Source organism: Tenacibaculum aiptasiae, from assembly GCF_965221665.1.
Lineage (GTDB): Bacteria > Bacteroidota > Bacteroidia > Flavobacteriales > Flavobacteriaceae > Polaribacter > Polaribacter aiptasiae.
The window spans coordinates 1,168,935-1,189,645 of the sequence record NZ_CBDCSN010000002.1 but is presented as its reverse complement, the minus strand read 5'-3'; the positions used below and the strand labels follow the sequence as shown (position 1 = coordinate 1,189,645).

The 20,711-nt window shown below is 28.8% G+C and carries 18 protein-coding genes; 3 read left to right on the top strand and 15 right to left on the bottom strand.

Annotated elements, in window-relative coordinates:
• Positions 1–13 precede the first annotated feature (13 nt).
• The 3 genes from ACOQN8_RS05745 to ACOQN8_RS05735 all read right to left on the bottom strand — a co-directional run bounded on the left by ACOQN8_RS05745 (position 14) and on the right by ACOQN8_RS05735 (position 2,876).
• Entirely contained in the window at positions 14–475 is a 462-nt protein-coding gene (locus ACOQN8_RS05745) for a hypothetical protein (RefSeq protein ID WP_420551954.1), read from the bottom strand.
• A 21-nt stretch (positions 476–496) separates the two neighbouring features.
• Entirely contained in the window at positions 497–2,089 is a 1,593-nt protein-coding gene (locus ACOQN8_RS05740; protein ID WP_420551953.1) for an alpha/beta hydrolase, read from the bottom strand.
• 70 nt (positions 2,090–2,159) lie between these two features.
• The gene (locus ACOQN8_RS05735; RefSeq protein ID WP_420551952.1) at positions 2,160–2,876 is read right to left on the bottom strand and encodes a 3'-5' exonuclease; all 717 of its coding nucleotides are present in this window, start codon (positions 2,874–2,876) and stop codon (positions 2,160–2,162) included.
• A gap of 360 nt (positions 2,877–3,236) precedes the next feature.
• Here ACOQN8_RS05735 and ACOQN8_RS05730 point away from each other — a divergent pair, with 360 nt between their 5' ends.
• Positions 3,237–3,935 (top strand): response regulator transcription factor, encoded by a 699-nt coding sequence (locus tag ACOQN8_RS05730; RefSeq protein ID WP_150898157.1) that lies wholly within the window; start codon positions 3,237–3,239, stop codon positions 3,933–3,935.
• A 55-nt stretch (positions 3,936–3,990) separates the two neighbouring features.
• The gene (locus tag ACOQN8_RS05725) at positions 3,991–5,034 is read left to right on the top strand and encodes a sensor histidine kinase (protein ID WP_272151082.1); all 1,044 of its coding nucleotides are present in this window, start codon (positions 3,991–3,993) and stop codon (positions 5,032–5,034) included.
• Between the two features lie 38 nt (positions 5,035–5,072).
• On the opposite strand, the gene purD is transcribed toward ACOQN8_RS05725, so the two are convergent.
• From purD to rnpA, 4 genes are all read right to left on the bottom strand, one after another.
• Complete coding sequence (gene purD / locus ACOQN8_RS05720) at positions 5,073–6,347, bottom strand: phosphoribosylamine--glycine ligase (RefSeq protein WP_420551951.1); 1,275 nt, start codon at positions 6,345–6,347, stop codon at positions 5,073–5,075.
• A gap of 76 nt (positions 6,348–6,423) precedes the next feature.
• A complete protein-coding gene (locus ACOQN8_RS05715; protein ID WP_235274435.1) occupies positions 6,424–8,103 on the bottom strand; it encodes a DUF6909 family protein in 1,680 nt (559 codons plus the stop codon).
• 42 nt (positions 8,104–8,145) lie between these two features.
• Positions 8,146–9,771 (bottom strand): S41 family peptidase, encoded by a 1,626-nt coding sequence (locus tag ACOQN8_RS05710; protein WP_420551950.1) that lies wholly within the window; start codon positions 9,769–9,771, stop codon positions 8,146–8,148.
• Positions 9,761–10,144 (bottom strand): ribonuclease P protein component, encoded by a 384-nt coding sequence (gene rnpA, locus ACOQN8_RS05705; RefSeq protein ID WP_150898162.1) that lies wholly within the window; start codon positions 10,142–10,144, stop codon positions 9,761–9,763. The genes ACOQN8_RS05710 and rnpA overlap by 11 nt, the downstream gene beginning before the upstream one ends.
• A 139-nt stretch (positions 10,145–10,283) precedes the next feature.
• On the opposite strand from rnpA, the gene ACOQN8_RS05700 reads away from it, so the two are divergent.
• Positions 10,284–11,462, top strand: coding sequence for an acyl-CoA dehydrogenase family protein (locus tag ACOQN8_RS05700; RefSeq protein ID WP_420551949.1), 1,179 nt, complete (start codon positions 10,284–10,286; stop codon positions 11,460–11,462).
• Between the two features lie 93 nt (positions 11,463–11,555).
• Here the strand turns inward: ACOQN8_RS05700 and ACOQN8_RS05695 are convergent, their stop codons facing one another.
• The 8 genes from ACOQN8_RS05695 to ACOQN8_RS05660 all read right to left on the bottom strand — a co-directional run bounded on the left by ACOQN8_RS05695 (position 11,556) and on the right by ACOQN8_RS05660 (position 20,668).
• On the bottom strand, positions 11,556–11,693 hold the full coding sequence (locus tag ACOQN8_RS05695) for a hypothetical protein (protein ID WP_175578591.1): 138 nt from the start codon (positions 11,691–11,693) through the stop codon (positions 11,556–11,558).
• 104 nt (positions 11,694–11,797) lie between these two features.
• On the bottom strand, positions 11,798–12,340 hold the full coding sequence (locus ACOQN8_RS05690; RefSeq protein WP_420551948.1) for a pyridoxamine 5'-phosphate oxidase family protein: 543 nt from the start codon (positions 12,338–12,340) through the stop codon (positions 11,798–11,800).
• Position 12,341: 1 nt separating this feature from the next.
• The gene (locus tag ACOQN8_RS05685; RefSeq protein WP_420551947.1) at positions 12,342–13,013 is read right to left on the bottom strand and encodes a LytR/AlgR family response regulator transcription factor; all 672 of its coding nucleotides are present in this window, start codon (positions 13,011–13,013) and stop codon (positions 12,342–12,344) included.
• Positions 13,010–13,654 (bottom strand): sensor histidine kinase, encoded by a 645-nt coding sequence (locus tag ACOQN8_RS05680; RefSeq protein WP_420551946.1) that lies wholly within the window; start codon positions 13,652–13,654, stop codon positions 13,010–13,012. Before ACOQN8_RS05680 ends, ACOQN8_RS05685 begins: the two co-directional genes overlap by 4 nt.
• 385 nt (positions 13,655–14,039) lie before the next feature.
• Positions 14,040–14,696 carry a hypothetical protein gene (locus ACOQN8_RS05675; RefSeq protein ID WP_420551945.1) on the bottom strand — a complete coding sequence of 219 codons (657 nt, stop codon included), beginning with the start codon at positions 14,694–14,696 and terminating at the stop codon, positions 14,040–14,042.
• A 111-nt stretch (positions 14,697–14,807) separates the two neighbouring features.
• The gene (glpK, locus tag ACOQN8_RS05670) at positions 14,808–16,289 is read right to left on the bottom strand and encodes a glycerol kinase GlpK (RefSeq protein ID WP_420551944.1); all 1,482 of its coding nucleotides are present in this window, start codon (positions 16,287–16,289) and stop codon (positions 14,808–14,810) included.
• Positions 16,290–18,162: 1,873 nt separating this feature from the next.
• Complete coding sequence (locus tag ACOQN8_RS05665) at positions 18,163–18,840, bottom strand: response regulator (RefSeq protein WP_420551943.1); 678 nt, start codon at positions 18,838–18,840, stop codon at positions 18,163–18,165.
• On the bottom strand, positions 18,833–20,668 hold the full coding sequence (locus ACOQN8_RS05660; protein WP_420551942.1) for a tetratricopeptide repeat-containing sensor histidine kinase: 1,836 nt from the start codon (positions 20,666–20,668) through the stop codon (positions 18,833–18,835). The genes ACOQN8_RS05665 and ACOQN8_RS05660 overlap by 8 nt, the downstream gene beginning before the upstream one ends.
• Between the last annotated feature and the right edge of the window lie 43 nt (positions 20,669–20,711).

The following is a 20,711-nucleotide window of genomic DNA, read 5'->3' as shown; positions in this document are numbered from 1 at the left end:
TAACATTTTTGGTTTATATAATTAAAAATATCAGGTCAGCTATTAATAAGATTTGAAGTACAAATAACAGTGTATTCATTTTCTTTTTATATCGATAAGCTATAAATATTGAAAGAATAACTAATAATGGAAGTACTAGCCCTGATGCTATTCTTAAAGAATAAAACGATTTGTCATCTGAATTAGGTTGTTTATACCAGTTTATCTTTTTAAAAATTTGAGAAACTGAATATTCTATTTCTTCATTTTCTTTTACCAATACAGCAAATTCTTCTGTAACTGAAAACTCGTGTTTACCTGTGTTTATTTTATATGAATAATGATAGTTTCCACCTGCATTATAATATTCTTCTAAGCTCTTTTGAATGTTAGCAATTTTGTCAGTTATAATTTTTCCTGGTAAAGCAAAATCAGCTATGATTACAAGCGCAATCAAAATAGATATTGTATATACTGTTAAGCGTAATTTATTCATTTTCATAGTTTTTTATTGATATTATTTAGTACCCATCAAAGAAATCAATCCATTGGCAAGTGTACCTCTCCAATTAACATAATTATGTCCTCCTTTAAATTCATGATAGTCTACTTGATATCCCTTTATTTCGAGAATATCTCGGAATTGTCTATTCATTCCTAGCATTGAAGCTCCTGCATCATAAAGTCCAACATCCATATAAAAACGAATAGGTAATTTTTTACTTTGTTTGTATAAATTTATTAGTTTTCCATTGTCTTCAGGATATATCCAATGGTTTTCATTTTTTGTTCCTTTAATCCAATATGAACCCGATTGCGAAAGTACATTACCAATAATGTTTGGATATCTTAAAGCAATATAACTAGCAGCAAAAGCTCCTCTACTTGAACCTGCTAAGACTATGTTATTTGGTGTAGAATGAATATTGTATTTTGAACGTGTCCAAGGAATAAGTTCTTTCGCTATAAAATCTCCAAACTTTTCACTGATTAAATCTCTACTTCTTTTTCCCATTGCCCATACCAAAACAGTTACTGTTTGTGTAATTTTTTTGTCAGCAATAAGGTTGTCCATAATAGTTGAGGTAGGTATCCTTGATCTTCGATTTAACCTTGCTCCATATGATTCTCCATCAAAAACAATTAATAAATTGTGAGGCTTTTTTGCATCGTAATTTGCAGGTGTATGAATAGTTATTTTTCTTTCTTCGTTTAGATATTTACTTTTTATAGTAGTAGGAAGTAAAGTTCCTTTTTTTACATTTTCTCTTTCTGTAATATAAGATTGTTTTGGAGCATTCGGCATTTCGACTGTTCCATCATAAGCATGCTCTACAGTTCTATATTCAATTTCTCCGTTAGGTCCAGCCTTATCTAACTTAAAATAGTTAAAGCCATAATTAAAACGAGCATCTTTAGGAACTCTTTGCGTAACAAAAAATAAATTGGTACTTGGTAGTTTTTGAAAACGTAAACCTAAGAAATCTGGCCCTCCACTTAGCATTACATATTCTGTATTTTCATTAGGTACGCAAAAGTAAGTGACTAACATATGAGTTGTACTTCCTTTAATAGGCTCTATAATATGTTTTTGTTGGTGTTTAGCGATGAAAGCATCAATTGCTTTGTTGTTGGTAAGTGAAGATTCCCATAGATTATATAAGGTTTCTGTAGGTAACTCCCTTTTTGTAATTCGTTTTGTATTATCTGGAAGACTTAAAATCTGTTTAATTGTCAATGAGTATTTTCCTCTTTTTGCATTTTTATCTAATGAACGAACAACAAATTTATATTTCCCTGATTGATTGGCTGTAATATCAATTGGTTCATCTCCATTTGTGCCATTTGGACTATCGATTTGTTTTAAAAGTTCTCCGTTTGGTTTATATACATCTACAACAAGGTCTATTCCTTTTTGAGTTACTTTTCCTATAATGGCCATCCCATTACCTAATTGTGTAGTATAAATATGATTTTCGCCTGCTGAAATAGCTTTTTTTAGGGAAGTATTTACAACTAGTTCTTTTCCTTTTTGTGCTAAAATTGTATTCTGGAAGCTTATTAGAAATAATAAAAGCGTTAAGATTGTAAATTTAAAATGACTGTTCATTTATTCTTTTTTTGAGCGGTTTTGATTTATAGATAACGGTTTTGATTATAATTTGTTTTAAACTTTAATGTTATATAGTTACTATGTTTTTTGCTTCTAAAATAGGCTTGTTTAAAAAACGCAGTAAAAGCTGTGCTACAGCTATAGTATCTCTTTCACAATAGTCAACAATACGAGATAAGTTTTTCTCTTTATAATATACGTTAGCTACTTCGCTTCCATCAATATCCTGTTTGGGTGATGGAATATCTAAAATAGAAGTTAATAATTTTAGAGAAGTATAATGTTTATAATCGCCAAACTTCCATAAATCTAAAGTATCTAAATGGGGAACTTCCCATGGTTTTTTACCAAATAAGTTTAGTTTTTTAGGTAATTCAATGCGTTTGATTATCATCCTCCGAGCTATATAAGGAAAATCAAATTCTTTTCCATTATGAGCGCATAAAAGGTGTTTGTTTAAATTAAAATGTTGATTGAGTAAGTTTTTAAAATCGTTTAATATTTTAACTTCATCATCTCCATAAAAAGAAGTTACTCTAAACTGATTTTCGTCTTTTTTGTCGACAAAATATCCAACAGAAATACATATTATTTTTCCAAACTCTGCCCATATACCTGCACGATGATAAAAATCTTCGGCACTGATTTCATCTTTTCGTTGATATTGTGTTTTTAAAGCGTATAATTCTTGTTTTTCTTCCGATAAATCAGAAAACAATTCTACTTCTGGAACAGTTTCAATATCTAAGAATAAGATATTTTGAAGATTAATTTTATTCAACATTTTTTCTTTTTATTAAAATATAAACACTCTCATTTTTAAAGGTGAGTTTTCTTCTTTTTTGTGGAGGTTTTATAAACTAAATAATATTAAAGAAGGGTTTTGTCAGTAGGTTAGGAATTTCTTTTCTAAACTTATTAATAAAGGCTTCTTTAGTTTTAGAAAATATTTCATCAAATAAAGGAATAAGTTTCATAGTAAACAATTTTTATAAAGATACAAAAACAAAAAATTACAGATTAATTTTTCTATTAACTATTTAAGCGAAGGTTTATTAAAGATTAAATGAATGTTAAGTTAAATAAGAGAGCGAACGATTTATAATTTTATGGTTACTTTTGGATAACACAATACAAATGATCTATGAATACGAATGATATTAAAATTTTATTAGTTGATGACGAACCTGATATTTTAGAAATAGTAGGTTATAACTTAAAATCAGAAGGCTATCAAGTTTTTACAGCCAGTAATGGTAATGAAGCTGTAAAGACTGCTAAAAAGATACATCCACATTTAATATTATTAGATATAATGATGCCAGAAATGGATGGTATTGAAGCGTGTGAAAAGATTAGAAACATTAAACCATTAGAAGATGTTATCATTTCTTTTTTAACAGCTAGAGGTGAAGATTACTCACAAGTAGCAGGTTTTGATGCTGGTGCTGACGATTATATTACCAAGCCAGTAAAACCAAAAGTTTTGGTAAGTAAGGTGAAATCGTTGTTAAGACGTTTAAAAACAGAAGAATCTGTTGATACAACAACTAAGATTGGAGATATTATTATTAATAGAGATGAGTATGTTGTGTTTAAAGGAGATAAAAAAATAGCTTTACCAAGAAAAGAATTTGAATTATTCTCTTTATTAACATCTAAACCAGGAAAGGTATTTAAAAGAGAAGTTATTTTAGATAGCGTTTGGGGTAATGAAGTTGTAGTAGGAGGACGTACAATTGATGTACATATTCGAAAACTTAGAGAAAAAATCGGCGATGATTACTTTAAAACTGTAAAAGGAGTTGGTTATAAATTTGTTTTGGAAGGAGCAGAAAAATAAATTAAACTTTAAAATATTTATATAGATTGCTTAATTGGCAATCTATTTTTTTATAATGAAAAAAATTAAAAAAACATACAAATACGCACTTTGGTCGTCATTGTATTCTACGATTATTTCAGTAGTTATAGCATTACTTTCTTATTTATTCTTAATTAATTTATTAGGAATAGGTACTGTGCTTGTTTTTGGTGTTGTAATGTTTGTTATATCATTTTTTATTATCCAATACCGAGCAGAATATTTCATTTACCAACGTGTTAAAAAGTTATATCAGGACATTTCCATTTTAGATGTAAATGATTTGGAAAGAAAAAAAGTAACTACCGATGTTGAAGCACTTACAAAAAGTGTTCAAAAATATGTTGAAGGTAAGAGTGAAGAAATAGCGTTGTTAACTCAAAGAGATTCTTTTCGTAGAGATTTCCTAGGGAATGTTGCTCACGAGTTAAAAACACCTCTTTTTACTGTTCAAGGATATATTTTAACCTTAATTGAAGGAGCTGCTGAAGATGAAGAAATTCGTACAAAGTATTTAAACAGAGCAAATAAAGGTGTTGAAAGGTTAACATCTATTATCAAAGATTTAGATATGATTGCTAAATTAGAAACAGAAGGAATGAAAATGAATATTGAAACATTCAATATTCTTGAACTAATTCAAAATGTTTTTGATTTATTTGAAATGAAGGCCAAAAAGAGAAACATAACTTTAATGTTTGATCGAATTTATGAATTCCCTCATTTTGTAAAAGGTGATGTAGAACGTATAGAACAGGTTTTAATTAATTTAATTGTAAACTCTATAAAATACGGAAAAGTTGGAGGAGCAACTACAGTTAGTATAGAAACATACAATCCTAATAAGTTTATTATTAAAATTTCCGATAATGGAGAAGGTATAAAACAAGAACATGTTTCTCGTTTATTTGAGCGTTTTTATCGTGTAGATCAAAGTCGTTCAAGAGAACAAGGTGGTTCTGGTTTAGGATTGTCTATTGTAAAGCATATTATTGAAGCTCATAATGAGACAATTTTATTAAAAAGTGATTTTGGTAAAGGATCAGAATTTTCTTTTACTTTAGAAAAAGCAATGTAAAAAAGAAGGAGTTGATTTTTCAACTCCTTCTTTTTTATTTATACTAAATCGAATCCAATATCTTTTCGATAATTAATTTTATCGAAAGTTATTTTATCAATATTCTTATATGATTTTTTTAGGGCATCTTCAATAGAATCACCAAAAGAGGTAATTGCCATTACTCTTCCTCCATTTGTTACCACTTCTCCATCTTTTACAGTTGTTCCTGCATGAAAAACAATTGAATCATCGATAGTATCAAAACCTGTAATAGTTTTTCCTTTTTCGTAAGCTTCAGGATACCCACCAGAAACTAGCATTACTGTGGTTGCAGTTTGCGGTGTTACTTCGTATGATTTTTTGTTTAAAGTCTGATTAGCAACTCCTTCAAATAAATCAACTAAGTCCGATTCTATTCTTGGTAAAACTACTTCTGTTTCTGGATCCCCCATACGAACATTGTATTCAACTACTGAAGGATTTCCATTATCGTTCATTAATCCAATAAAAATAAATCCTCGATAATCTATTCCTTCTTTCTGTAAACCATTTATTGTTGGTTTTACGACTAGTTCTTCTACTTTTTGAAGGAAATCATCAGTAGCAAAAGGAACTGGGGAAATAGCACCCATTCCGCCTGTATTTAAACCTGTATCTCCTTCTCCAATTCTTTTATAATCTTTTGCAGAAGGTAATATTTTATAACTTTTACCATCTGTTAAAACAAATACAGAAAGTTCAATTCCTTTTAAAAACTCTTCAATAACCACTGTTGATGATGCTTCTCCAAATTTTTGATTTGAAAGCATTTCTTCAAGTTCCGATTTTGCTTCTTCTAAATCGTTTAAAATTAAAACACCTTTACCAGCAGCTAAACCATCGGCTTTCAATACATATGGAGGAGTTAAGGTTTCTAAAAAGCTTTTTCCTTGTGCCAAAGTACTACTTGTAAACGATTCATATTTAGCAGTTGGAACATTGTGTTTAATCATGAATTGCTTGGAGAAGTCTTTACTTCCTTCTAATAAAGCACCGTCTTTTTTAGGACCAATCACAGGGATGTTTTTCAAATCATCATCAGCTAAGAAGAAATCATGAACACCTGCTACTAATGGTGCTTCTGGACCTACCACAACCATATTAATATTGTGTTGTAATACTGTTTCTTTTACTTGCTGAAAATTGGTTGGGTTGATATTAATATTTGTAGCTATTGAATCTGTTCCAGCATTACCAGGAGCTACAAATAAGTTTTGAATTTTATTACTTTCAGAAAGCTTCTTTGCAAAGGCGTGCTCTCTACCACCTGATCCTAAAATTAGAATGTTCATTTTATGTGTTGTTGTGTTGTTGTTGCAAATATAGAATAAGAAAAAAGGCTATTTGAAAAAATAGCCTTTTAATTGTTTAAAATATTTGTTCTAATATTTTTTGTGTAATTGCATATGTTGGTGTTACTCCGCTCATTCCTAAACCACCAGAAGCTAGTGTTGCACCAGTTTCTAATGGGTTATCCGAAGCATAATATGCATATCTTACTTTGATATCCTCTCTAACGTTTCCTCTAATTTTTGAGGCTGATTGAATTGCTTTTTGATAGTGAGCTCCTTCCATTTCTAATCCAATTACATTCCATGTAGAATCGTGGAAGAATTTTAACAAGTCTTTATTTTGTAATGATGTTCCTAGTACACTTACCATAGCTCCATCAAATACTTGTACTCCAAACCCTTCTAAATCTTCTTTGGTTAATTCGTTATTAAAAGGATAATTGTCGGCAGTACCTTCAAAAATATGAGAAGAAGGAATCATAATGTCTCCTTTACCTCCTTCTAAAATACCAGCTTTACCCATTATAGAAACAGAAACTACATCTAAATGAACAGATTTATCTCCTATTTTATATGGTTTTAATAACTCGTCCATTGTTTCATACGCTTGCTCTCCAAATGCATAATCCATTACAATGATTACTGGTTTTTCTCCAACAGAGTTCTTCTTTTCAAAAGAAGTAGTGTCAAAGTTTATTTTTTCAGTATCAATAACTTGAACATTAATGTTTGTTCCAGATGTATCTTTAATATATATCAACCCATTTTCTGAAGCATAGTTTTTAACTGCTTTTTGTAGTGGTTGACTGTTAGCATTACTCAATACTTCAAAAAGCTCAAAACCTTTATGTTTTTTAACTTCATCAGGTAAGGCATTTTGAGCATAAATACTATTCATAACACTGTGCATGTTTGCACTAATAATATGAATAGGACGTTCTAATAAATCATTATCTACTAAAACTTTTTTAATGCTGTTTGCCCACATTTCTCCATAAAAATGATGTCCTATTTCTTCAATTAATACTGAACTGAATTTTACCGAACGCTTTTGTTCGTATAATTCTTCATTGATAGCCAGTTTTCCTAACCAGTAAATTAAATGGAAAAATCTATTAGGGTTTTCTTCCGTAGAAAAAGTATTATAAACATCATATACCTCGTCGTAAGTTCTACCTAAGATGTTTCCTAGATGTACAACAATTACATCTTTTTCTTCATCGGTAAGTGTTTTGTTATTTAAAACAATGTCTTCTAATTGAAGCCACTCTCTAATAAAACTTTCACCGTTATTAATAATTACACGGTCTTTTATTTTATGAGATTCAATAAATAAAAAGGTAAGGTGTGTAAGTATATCATAAATTTCAGAACGACCACGAGTAATTTCAATATTCATTTGATCCTTGTCAATACGATAACAATTTCTTCTTCTCTTTGGAGGAACTATTGCTTTGAATTTTGAGTTTCTATACCCTTCATCTGCAGTTAAGTAGATATATTGACATTCTTCAATACCTTCAGGTAATCGCTCAATAATATAAACCAAACCATTTAATTCGGTTTTGTTTTCAGCGATTGATCCATAAATTTCAGGACGTAATTGTAATAAGGATTTACGTAACGTTTCTCCAGAAACTCCCATTGGCTTATAAAATCCACGACTAAATAAATGACGCATTGAAATGTATAACTTTTCTATGGCATTTGTAGATTCTTGAGCTCTGGTACGTTCTTTATGATTAGGTTTTGACATATATTTTTTTAAAAGGCAAAGATACAAATTATGTAATGCATATTATTTTGTTAAAATACCGCTATATTTTTGCTGGTTTTTTAACAAATTAACTGCGTTTTTAATAGTAGGATCATTGTTTAGTTGGTGCTTAAACATTCCTTCCTGATAGGTGTATCTTTTTACTATTTCGTTTTGAATTTTGTTTGATAAAAGATCTTCGTTTACAGCGATTTTTTGAACTTTCTCTTTTTTTAATTTTTTAAGAATAGCATTGTATTCTGATGAAAGTTTCTCCTCATTTTCTACTGATGAATAAGCTTTTTTGAAAAGTTTTTCACTCTTTGTTACAAAAGCAGTGTCTTGTGTAAGTAAATAGTTTTTAAAGCTATTAAAATCGGCAGATTTAAAAGTATAGTTTTCTGTAGAGAAACTAGGATTTTTATGAGTGAAATCTGTCACGAAATTAAATATAGCTTTCGATTTTAAAAGTTTTTTTGTTTCCTCAGATTTTTCAGATATATCGATGCGAATATCTGGAGTTACTCCACCACCATCGTATACTTTACGGCCATTTTTTGTAGTAAATGTATTTACAGGACCGTCGGAAAATTTTGGAACTTTTCCTGTTTTTGAATCTCTATTAGCATAATCTAATTCTTGTATACAACGACCACTAGGAGTGTAATATTTAGAAATAGTTGCTTTCATTTGCGTTCCATAGTTCAAGTTAAAATAACGTTGTACTAAACCTTTACCAAATGAACGTTCTCCCATAATTACCGCACGATCATAATCCTGTAATGCTCCTGATACAATTTCTGAAGCAGACGCAGAACGATCATTTATTAAAACAATGATTGGAATTTGTGCGTCTAAAGGCTCTCTACTAGTTTTATAAGTTCTACTGTTTTTCTTAATTTTTCCGCGAGTATCTACAACTTTTAAACCTTTTGGAATAAATAAATTTGTAATGTTTACTGCATCAAATAAAGAACCTCCAGGATTATTACGTAAGTCAAAAACTAATTTTTTCATTCCTCTATCTTTTAACTCATTAAAAGCATCTTTAACTCCTTGTGTAGCTTTTTGACTTGTAAATCTGGTTAAAATAATGTAGCCTGTTTCCTCATCAATCATGTCATAAAAAGGAACTGGATTTACAATAACTTTATCTAGTTTTAAATTAACTATTAGATTCTTATTGTTCCTATTAACAATTAATGAAAGTTCTTTGTCTGGTGTTCCTTTTAACAGTTGTGAGTATTGACTTTTTTCTAAATCAGCTAATTTTTGCCCGTTGACATCGGTAATAATGTCTCCAGCTTTCATACCTGCTTTGTCTGCCGAAAAACCTTTATATATTTCAGCAATTACGATTCCTTGTTTTGTGTAAAAAGTAGAAACACCAATGCCTCCATATTCTCCTTCTCTACGAATACGAGCGTCTTCTACATCTTGTTCGTTATAAAAATTAGTATAAGGATCTAAGTTTTTTAAGGTGTTTTTAATAGCCTTGTCGGTTAAATCACCAGGGTTAATTTCATCAATATAATTGATGTTTAATTCCTTAAACAAATTGTTGTAAATTTCTATTTGCTTAGCAATCTCAAAAAAGCGAGACTGAAACGAGAATAAAAATGAAATAACAATTAGGGAACCAAAAAAAAGTATTTTTTTATTTTTCATCTTTGGTAATTTCTTCTGTAAAAAGCGTTAATAACTTCTTCATTTTATGCTCAATATCGGCATATTTCCATTCATCTCTTGCAATATAAGAAATCATAAACACATAAGGCTTATCTATTCCGTTGTAAACAGTATGTTTTTCTTTTCTATAAATTTCTCTTAACAAGCGTTTTATTCGGTTTCTGTCTACAGCTTTTTTAAAGTTTCTTTTAGGAACCGATACACCTACTTGGGCAGGGAATTTTGAAGTATGTTCGGTTTGTATGTATACCATTCGAAGAGGAAATACTTTTATCGCTTTTCCCTCTTCATAAAGTTTTCCTAATAACTTTTTACTCTTTAATCGTTCTTGCTGTCCTAATGTAAATCTCATCTAATACAAACATACGTAAACCTGTACTAATAACCATTTTTTTGAGTATTTTTGAGACTATACTATTAAATAAAATTAGGATAATTAATTTATCAATCATCAACACAAACAAAATCAGTATTTAACGTAAAAAAAACTTATGAAACCAGATTTATTTCAAGCACCTGATTATTATCAAGCTGATGATTTGTTAACTGACGAACACAAACTTGTTCGTGATACTGCCCGCGAATGGGTGAAGAAAAATTTATCTCCAATTATTGAAGATGCTGCACAAAACGCAACTTTTCCAACTCAATTAGTTAGTGGATTAGCTGAAGTTGGAGCTTTTGGTTCCTATATACCTGAAGAATATGGAGGAGCAGGATTAGACCAAATTTCTTATGGGTTAATTATGCAAGAATTAGAACGTGGTGATAGTGGTATTAGATCCACAGCCTCGGTTCAATCTTCTTTAGTAATGGGACCTATTTTTAATTATGGAACAGAAGCACAACGTCAAAAATATTTACCAAAATTAGCATCTGGTGAATGGATGGGAAGTTTTGGATTAACCGAGCCTAATCATGGATCAAATCCAGGAGGAATGGAAACTAAATTTAAAGACATGGGCGACCATTATTTATTAAATGGTGCTAAAATGTGGATTTCTAATGCTCCTATTTGTGATGTAGCTGTAGTTTGGGCGAAAAATGAAGAAGGACGTATTCATGGTTTGATTGTTGAAAGAGGAATGGAAGGTTTTTCAACTCCTGAAACTCATAATAAATGGTCACTAAGAGCTTCTATTACTGGAGAGCTTATTTTTGATAATGTTAAAGTTCCTAAAGAAAATTTATTACCAAACAAATCTGGTTTAGGTGCACCGTTGTTGTGTTTAGATTCTGCTCGTTACGGAATTGCTTGGGGTGCCATAGGTGCTGCAATGGATTGTTATGATACCGCTTTACGTTATGCTAAAGAGCGTACTCAATTTGGTAAACCAATTGGACAGTTTCAATTACAACAAAAGAAATTGGCTGAGATGATTACCGAAATAACCAAAGCACAATTGCTAACATGGCGATTAGGAGTTTTAAAAAATGAAGAACGTGCTACTTCTGCTCAAATATCAATGGCAAAACGAAATAATGTAGAAATGGCTTTACAAATAGCTAGAGAAGCAAGACAAGTTTTGGGAGCTATGGGAATTTCTGGAGAGTACTCTATTATGAGACACTCAATGAACTTAGAAAGTGTAATTACTTATGAAGGAACCCACGATGTTCATTTACTAATTACAGGTTTAGATATTACAGGATTAAATGCCTTTAAATAGTAAGAAGAAGTGCTCTTGAGTTAAACCACCAACACATCAAAAACGAGCACTTCTTCTAAATCAACTATTAAAAACTAAAAATACAACCCGTAACTACTTCTTTTTTTTCTCACCACCATTTACGAGAATTAAGAGAGTAGTAATTAATCCTACACAAACAACTCCAAATACTGCGATCATAATTGTGCCGTTTGTCCAAGAAACTAAAGGAGTATTAATCAATTGTATCATTTTATTTACTTTAATACCCCAAAAGTAGTTGTATGTATTTATTTAAAATATGATTTTTATCAGGGTTTGAAGTAAATTGTGAAAAAGTGCGATTTATGTTATGCTTACTCTTTAAACTTCGTGCTTAAACCATCTATACTTACTTGGTTACGATCTTTCCAGTATTGCTCAATACCGTTTTTACCTTTTTCGTCTGCCCAATCTAGTAACTGATTTCTTTCTTCTTTATATTCATAAAAAGGAATAGACATCCCACATGATGTTTGAACGCTTTCAATAGTTACATCAAAAATTTGTCGCGTTCCAGAGAGCTTTGGAAATAACGATATTAATGAATTCCATTCAGTATCATTTGGTAAAATTTCTTTAGCTTTTCCATATAAACGCAAAATATTAGGAGCTCCTTCAAAAGCACAAAACATAATAGTAATTCTATTGTCTTCTAATAAATGTGCTGAGGTTTCATTACCACTACCTGTTACACTTAACCAAGCAACTCTATTTTTGTTTAGTACACGGAAAGAGTCCATTCCTTTTGGAGATAAATTAATGCGCCCATTTTTTGGTGCTGTAGCTATAAAAAAGACTTTTTGTGCTTCTATAAATTTCTGAATTCTAGAGTTTATTTTGTCATAAAACTTTGCCATGTTATTCTTTTAATTTATTTAAAAAAGTTGATTTGTATTTTTGACCTAGAGGTATGTTTTTCGAGTTAATAACCGCTAAATTTCCTTCTATATAATCAAGTCTATTTTTATTAATAATATACGATTTATGCACTTGTACAAAATTTGATTTTGGTAACAAATCAGTTATTTTTTTCAAGGTTTTATATGTTATTAAAAAAGTATCTTTTAAATGTACTTTAATATAGTCTCCTAAGCCTTCAATATAATAAATGTCGTTTACTTTTATTTGATGTAGCTTTTTTTCAGATTTTATAATAATATAGTCAATACTATTATCTTTTAAGTTTTTAATTTTAGAAACAGCTTTTAAAAAACGATCAAAGGAAAAAGGTTTTAATAGGTAATCTATTGCATCAACTTCAAAACCATCAAGTGCATATTCCGAATAGGCTGTAGTAAAAATAACTTTTGGAGGGTTTTTTAACGATTTGTAAAAAGAAATTCCCGAAAGGTGAGGCATATTTATATCTAAAAAAAGTAAATCTATATCGTTGCTTTTCAAAAAATCTAAAGCTTCTAAAGCATCATTACAAATATGTATTAATTCTAAATATTCTATTTTATTGATAAATAGTTTTAATACGTTTTGAGAAGATGGCTCGTCATCAATTATTAAACAGCGGATATTCATTTTTCTAAATATATTGTGAGATTTACAGTAAAAACAGTACTCTTGTTTTCAATTAATAAATGATGCTTTTCAGGATAAACAACAGTTAAGTTTTCTTGAATATTTTTTAAACCAATTCCTTTAAAATCAGAGTTTATTTTTTCTTTAAAGTTATTAGAAATTTGAAAATCTAATTTTTTATTTGCTGCCTTTAACTTGATATTAATATAAGGATTCCTAATTCCACTTTTTAAACCATGTTTAAAGCTGTTTTCTAGTAAGGGTAATAATAACATAGGGTAAATTTCAAGATTATCGTTTATACTATAATTAAACTCAATATTTGAATTAGCAACATGTCTGTTTTTCTCAAATTCAATGTAGTTTTTAATTAATTCGACTTCTTTGTGAATAGAAATTTTCTTTAAATCTAAATCATAAATAACATACCTTAAAATTTCCGATAATTGTAAAATAGCATTTGTAACTTCTTGCTTTTTTTCAATAGAAAGAGCATATAAAACATTCAGTGAATTGAATAAAAAATGTGGGTTTATTTGACCTTTTAAATAATGTAATTGTTTTTCTATTTGTTGGTTTTTAATCTTTAATTTTTTGTTTTCTAACTGATTTAAATACACCCAGTTTTTAGCAAGTTTCATAAGTGTTGTTAAAACAAAAAACACAAAAAATATAAAGTATACTTCTAGAGTATTATGATAAGAAATAAAGAAATAGTCATTAAAAAAAGTATTGACAAATAGGTCAAACAAGAAGCTGTTTAATTCAGCAAAAATTATTAGATTTAAAATAAATAAAAGACTAAAAAGAAGGTGTTTTTCTTTTTTTAAATAAGTGGGGATTAACCAATATAAATTCAAACAAACAGGAAAGAATAGATTGATAATAAAAAAAGAAGTATATATATAATCAATTTTTGAAGGCGAAGAACTCTTAGAAAAAAGAAATAAAAAAATGAAAAAGGAACAACACCATAAAATGGTTTTAAAAACCAAGTTAGTTAATGTTGTTCCTTTTAAAAAAGATTTATTTTCTTCCATTTAGTTTAGATAATGTGAATTTTGTTGATGTTTCCCATTTTTTAGCATTATTAGAACTCATATATTTTTTTATAAACTTTTGAAGTTCTTTAGAACTCGCAGTTAATAAATACTTGTCTTTTGCTAAACCAACAGTTTCGTGCTTTATTTTAATTTTTTTATCCTTAAAAAATTGAGCTATTTTTTCTTCATCTAACCAACGTATTTCGATTCCCCCATTTTTTTTAATATCATATTTTACCAAGCTATGTGTATAAATAGAATGACTTTCTAATAGATTATCAACATCATCTTGATGGTCTAAAGGAATAAAATCTAAAAACTTTTGATTTTTAATTTTAAAGGGAGTTGCAATAAATATAACCTCTTTATTTTTATAGTTTCGTTGAATATAATAACTGTCTTTATATTCGTTATAAAGCTTTTTATCATTGGGTTTCATCTTTTCATATGGGTTGTTTTTAGATATTTCATTCCTGAATGAAACAACCTTCCAAATTCCTTTTTTAGAATCTTCCCATTCACCAATAAAGTTTTTATCAAAAGAGATTGTATCTTGAGTATAAAATGGATGTAATGATTTTACAACACAAGAGCTTAATAAAAGAATACAAAAGCCTAAAATTACTTTTCTAATTTTCATAAGTATCAAATTTAAAATTATTTAAAGTAAATAAAGGGCAGAAGTAGATTAAAGAAAAATATTTTAGATAAACGCTATTATTTTCTCGGTAAACAAAGTTTTTAATTTAAATCAATCAATCCAATCTTTAGTACGTTCTACTGCTTTTTGCCATTTTTTATATAGTCTTTCTCTTTTTTCTAAAGTGAAGTTGGAAGAGAATACTTTATTGATTTTTCTCCTGTTTAAAATATCCTCTTGTTTCCATAAACCAACACAAATACCTGCTAAATAAGCAGCGCCCATTACGGTAGTTTCGATAATTTCTGGTCGTTCAACTTTTGTATTTAAAATATCCGATTGAAATTGCATTAGATAATTGTTCGCACATGCGCCACCATCTACCTTTAAAGAAGTTAATTCAATAGCGCTATCTTTTTGCATAACATCTAATATATCTTTTGTTTGATAAGCTAGAGCATCAAGAGTTGCTTTTATTAAATGATTTTTACCAGTATCTCTAGTCAAACCAAAAACAGCACCTCTAGCATACATATCCCAATAAGGAGCTCCCAAGCCAGCAAAAGCAGGAACAACATATACTGGGTTTTCATCTTCTATACTTTTTGCGAAAGACTCACTTTCTTCAGCGTTATTTATAATTTGTAAACCATCACGTAACCATTGTATAGCTGATCCAGCTACAAAAACACTTCCTTCAAGAGCATAGTTTATTTTATTATCAATTCCCCAAGCAATTGTAGTTAATAAGCCGTTTTTAGAAAACTCTAAGTTTTCTCCAGTATTCATCAACATAAAGCAGCCTGTACCATAGGTGTTTTTTGCTTCACCTTTATGAAAACAAGCTTGTCCAAATAAAGCAGCTTGTTGATCGCCAGCAATTCCAGCAATTGGAATTTGATGACCTTCTAATTCATAATTTCCAAAGTGAAATGAAGAAGGTTTTACTTCAGGGAGTATAGAAGCTGGGATATTTAATTCTTGTAATAATTTATCATCCCAGCATAAATTTTTAATATCATAAAGCATCGTGCGAGAAGCATTACTATAATCTGTTGCATGAACTTTTCCTTTTGTTAAGTTCCATAATAACCATGTATCAATAGTTCCAAATAATAAGTTTCCTTTTTCTGCTTCTATCTTTGCTCCTTTTATATTATTTAGTATCCAGTTAATTTTTGTAGCAGAAAAATAACTGTCAATTACCAATCCAGTGGTTTTACGAACATGATTTTCTAGGCCCTTTTCTTTTAAAGACTCACAAATACTTGCAGTTCTTTTATCTTGCCAAACGATAGCATTATATATAGGTTTTCCTGTGTTTTTGTCCCATACCACAGTTGTTTCTCTCTGATTTGTAATACCAATTCCTGCAATTTCATTTGGGGGTATGTTTGCTTTTTGAATAACATTTTTTAGAGTAGAAAGCTGCGTAGTTAAAATTTCTTCTGCATTATGTTCTACCCATCCAGATTGTGGAAATATTTGCGAAAATTCTTGTTGATCTATTCCAATAATTTCTCCAGATTCATTAATGATAACAGAACGAGAACTTGTAGTGCCTTGGTCTAATGCTAGAATATACTTTGCCATTTAACAATTTTGATGAGTAATTTAAAATAGCAATTTACAATTTAAAGTTTGGGAAATAAAAAACCTCCCTGATAATTTTATCAGGAAGGTTTTTATCCCTTAGTTAGTTACTACTAGTGTCTTAAAGCATAGCTAGCTCCTTTACCAAGTTCTGATAAAGATGATAAAAATGCATTTAAAATCTCAGTAGCTTTTTGTAAAAATTTCCCCATTTTTTACTGGTTTTTAATAATTCCCCTTAATGTTTTGTTCAAAAGAACATTACAAATGTAAGCTAGGTATTTTGTTTTATAAAGGGGATAACCGCAAAGTAAGCTGTGAATTTCCGTAGTTAAGTTTCTGTAAGTGAGTTTTTTAAATAAAAAAAACCTTCCAGATGTGTCTAGAAGGTTTAATTTCCCCTTTAAATATCATTTTCCGTTATGAATCGAAATTTGATATTACAAATGTATAACAGCTTTAGGGTTATAAAAAGGGGATTAACGAATTAAAAAATGTGGATTTCCGCAATTGATAAAACTTTTAAAATATATGTTATTGTAATAAAAAACCTTCCAGACACATCTAGAAGGTTTAGTTTTCCCCTTAAAAATCGTTTTTCAAAGCGAGTTGAAATTCGATATAACAAATATACAAGAGATTTTTATTTATTTGAAAAAGAATGATATAATAAAAGAGAGATTTAAGTCAAGTTTATGATAATTTTTTGTAAAATTTAACCTATAAAAAAACCTTCTAGATTTAATTGTCTAGAAGGTTTAGTTTTTTCCCCTTAAATATCGATTTTCGCTAAGAAATGAAATTCGACAATTCAAAATTACAATAGATTTGTATTTATAAAAAGGGGATTTATGTAATAAAAAATGTGGATTTCCGCAAAAGCTTATTTTTTATAAAAGACTCTTTTGTATTGGATTTTATGTATAAAAAAACCTTCCAGATTTAATTATCTAGAAGGTTTAGTTTTTTCCCCTTAAATATCGTTTTTCACTATGAGATGAAATTCGATGTTACAAATGTATGATAGGTTTGAGTTAATAAAAAGGGGATTTATGTAGAGAATAATGTGGATTTCCGCAAAGGCTTATTTTTTATAAAAGACTCTTTTGTATTGGATTTTATGTATAAAAAAACCTTCCAGATTTAATTATCTAGAAGGTTTAGTTTTTTCCCCTTAAATATCGTTTTTCACTATGAGATGAAATTCGATGTTACAAATGTATGATAGGTTTGAGTTAATAAAAAGGGGATTTATGTAGAGAATAATGTGGATTTCCGCAAAGGCTTATTTTTTATAAAAGACTCTTTTTGTATTGGATTTTATGTATAAAAAACCTTCCAGATTTAATTATCTAGAAGGTTTAGTTTTTTCCCCTTAAATATCGTTTTTCACTATGAGATGAAATTCGATATTACAAATGTATGATAGGTTTGAGTTAATAAAAAGGGGATTTATGTAGAGAATAATGTGGATTTCCGCAAAGGCTTATTTTTTATAAAAGACTCTTTTTGTATTGGATTTTATGTATAAAAAAACCTTCCAGATTTAATTATCTAGAAGGTTTAGTTTTTTCCCCTTAAATATCGTTTTTCACTATGAGATGAAATTCGATGATACAAATGTATAATAGGTTTGAGTTAATAAAAAGGGGATTTGTGTAATAAAAAGTGTGGATTTCCGCAGTTATTTATATATAAATATATTCTATAAAATAAACAAACCTTTCAGATGTTAGTCTGAAAGGTTTGTTTTATCTTTTTTCCTTTTTTCAGAATTTTCCCCAAGAGTAGTTTAATTCTGATACAAAGATATAAGTAGTCTTTTTAGTATAAAAATGGATATCCGCAGCAAAAAATGTGGATTTCCGCAAAATTAGTCTAATATGCCTAATTCTTTAGCTTTTAATACTAAATCAGTATTGTTATTGGCTTGTAAGTCTGTACGAAGTTTTGCTAATTTACTCTCTATAGAACGTACTTTTATAGCCGAACCATCTCTTTTTTTTATCAATCCTTCTAAATTACCAATTTTTGCATGTTTAGGTAATTCTTTTAAGATTTGAATTGCAACTTCATCCATTTGAATTTCAATCAAAGCTCTTTTTAAAAGCTTTTGATGAATTTCATGAGTATAATATATTTCTCCTTTTAATATTTTTTTAATGGCAAAAGTTAATTCATCTGTGCTACAATTTCCTTTTAGGATATAAGCAGATGGATTTAAATTATGTATTACATTAAATACACGATTAGTTTCTGAATGTCCTGTAATTACCCCAATTTTAATGTCAATTTTTTCTTGTTGAAGGGCTTTTATCAAAGATTCTCCTCCATCAAGAGTATTGTTCTCCTGTTGGTTATCAAAACTCAAATCAGTAAAAACAATATGAAAAGGATCTTTACTAAGACTTGTTTTGATTTTAGAAAAAGCCTCATCACATGAATTAGCTGTTTCTATTTCTAAATTGTCAATATCTCTTAAATAGGAGAGTATTCCCTCAATTATTAATTGATGGTCATCAACGAGGAGTATTTTTATTGGTTCAGGCATTTAAGGGTATTTGAATATTAGTTTTGGTACCGTTACCTATTTCACTACTAATGTTTAAAGTTCCATTTAAATCTTCAACACGTTCCTGTAGGTTACGTAAACCTATTCCTTTTTTACTGATTTTAGTATCAAATCCGATACCATTATCACTAATACTCAAAAGTACGTAATTTTTCTGTATGGTGAGATCAATATTTATTTTACTTGCTTGAGCATATTTTTTACAGTTTTGTATGCTTTCACGTATGCCTAAATAGAGTAATCTTTTTATTGGACTGTTTACTTCTTGCCATTCGTATTCTTGTAATCCAGTCACTGATATTTTAAAGTCTAATTCAAAATAATCGCTTACTAAATTAATTATTTGATCTTTAAAAGAAACTTCATCAAAACTTACACTACTTAATTGATGCGATAAGTTTCGAACATTTTCTTTTACACTATTTAATTTTTTGGCTTCTGTTAGTAAATTAGATTTTTCTAATTTTTGATGTAGCATACGTAAATCACCAGCAACTTCATCATGTAATGATTTAGCAATTTGTTGACGTTCATTTTCTCTAGCTTTAGCTGCTTCTAATTGAGCTTGGTATAATAGCTTTTTTCTTCTGTGTAAAAAGAAAGTAATACTTAAAATAAGTAATAATAAAATACTAGCTGAAGTTAACCAACCAATAGTTTCTTGTTGTTGATGATAAGCTATTTGCGCTTGTTTTTTTTCATTTTCGGTTTTTAAAATAGCATTTTCCTTTTCTTTTTTACCCGTTTCATATCTAATTTTTGCAAATTGATTTTTAGATAATCGTTCTTTTTGAAATAAGCTATCATTAAGTGTAATGTATTCTTGTAAATATTGTTTAGATTGCTCACCTGTAGTTAATTCTGATAAATTTTTTAAAGCTTCTAGCCAGCGATTATTATTTTGAGTTTGTTTTGCATATTTTAGAGCTGCTTTAGAATGAAGTTTGGCTTTAGTATTTTGTTTAAGATCTTTATAATAATTTGAAATATTTATATGAGTTGTACTAGCACCGCTAAGATTGTTTATTTTCTTTTTAATATTTAGAACTTCTTCATATTGATTTAAAACATTTTTTTTCTTTTTTAACTGATAATTACTATAGGCTAAGTTTTCTAAAAGTAGAGAATATTGTCTAGGATATTTTTCTTTAATGTTATCAAAATCTAGCCCTTTTTTAAAATAAGAAATTGCTTTTTTATGTAGGTTTTGCTTTTGATACAGTAAACCAATATTGTTATTTATATATAAATACCCAATACTATTATGATTTGATTTATTATACTCTAATGCTTTGTTATAATATTTTAGGGCTTCATCTTTTTGATTCAATTCAACTGTGATAAGACCTAAACCATTATTAACTCGTTCTAAATATTTATAAGATTTTATTGGTTCTAAGTATTTTAAAGCTTCTATAAAACTAATTTCAGAACCTAAATAATCTTTTACTTTTCTTTGTAAAAAAGCGATACTAAGCAAGCGTCTGCCAACTTCTAAAGAATCACCTGTTTTTTTAGAAATGTTTTTTGATTGATGATAATAATAGTAAGCACTGTCTTTTTTATATCTTAACTCAAAAAACATAGCTTTATACTGATAGTGTTTAGCTAATAGTATAGAATCTGTATCTTCTTTATGAAAGTTTAGAAGCTTCTTATAAGAATTTTTTAAAGTAGTAGTATCATTGTTAAAATAGGCAGATAATCCAATATTTATTATTTTAAGTTTACTATTCTTTGGTAAAGAATCAGATTGTTGACTATAAGTGAGATTAATAAGAAAAAGGAAAAAGAAAAAGAATCTCATGGTGAAGTATTGATATGAAAATATAAAACTCTTAATTTATAAG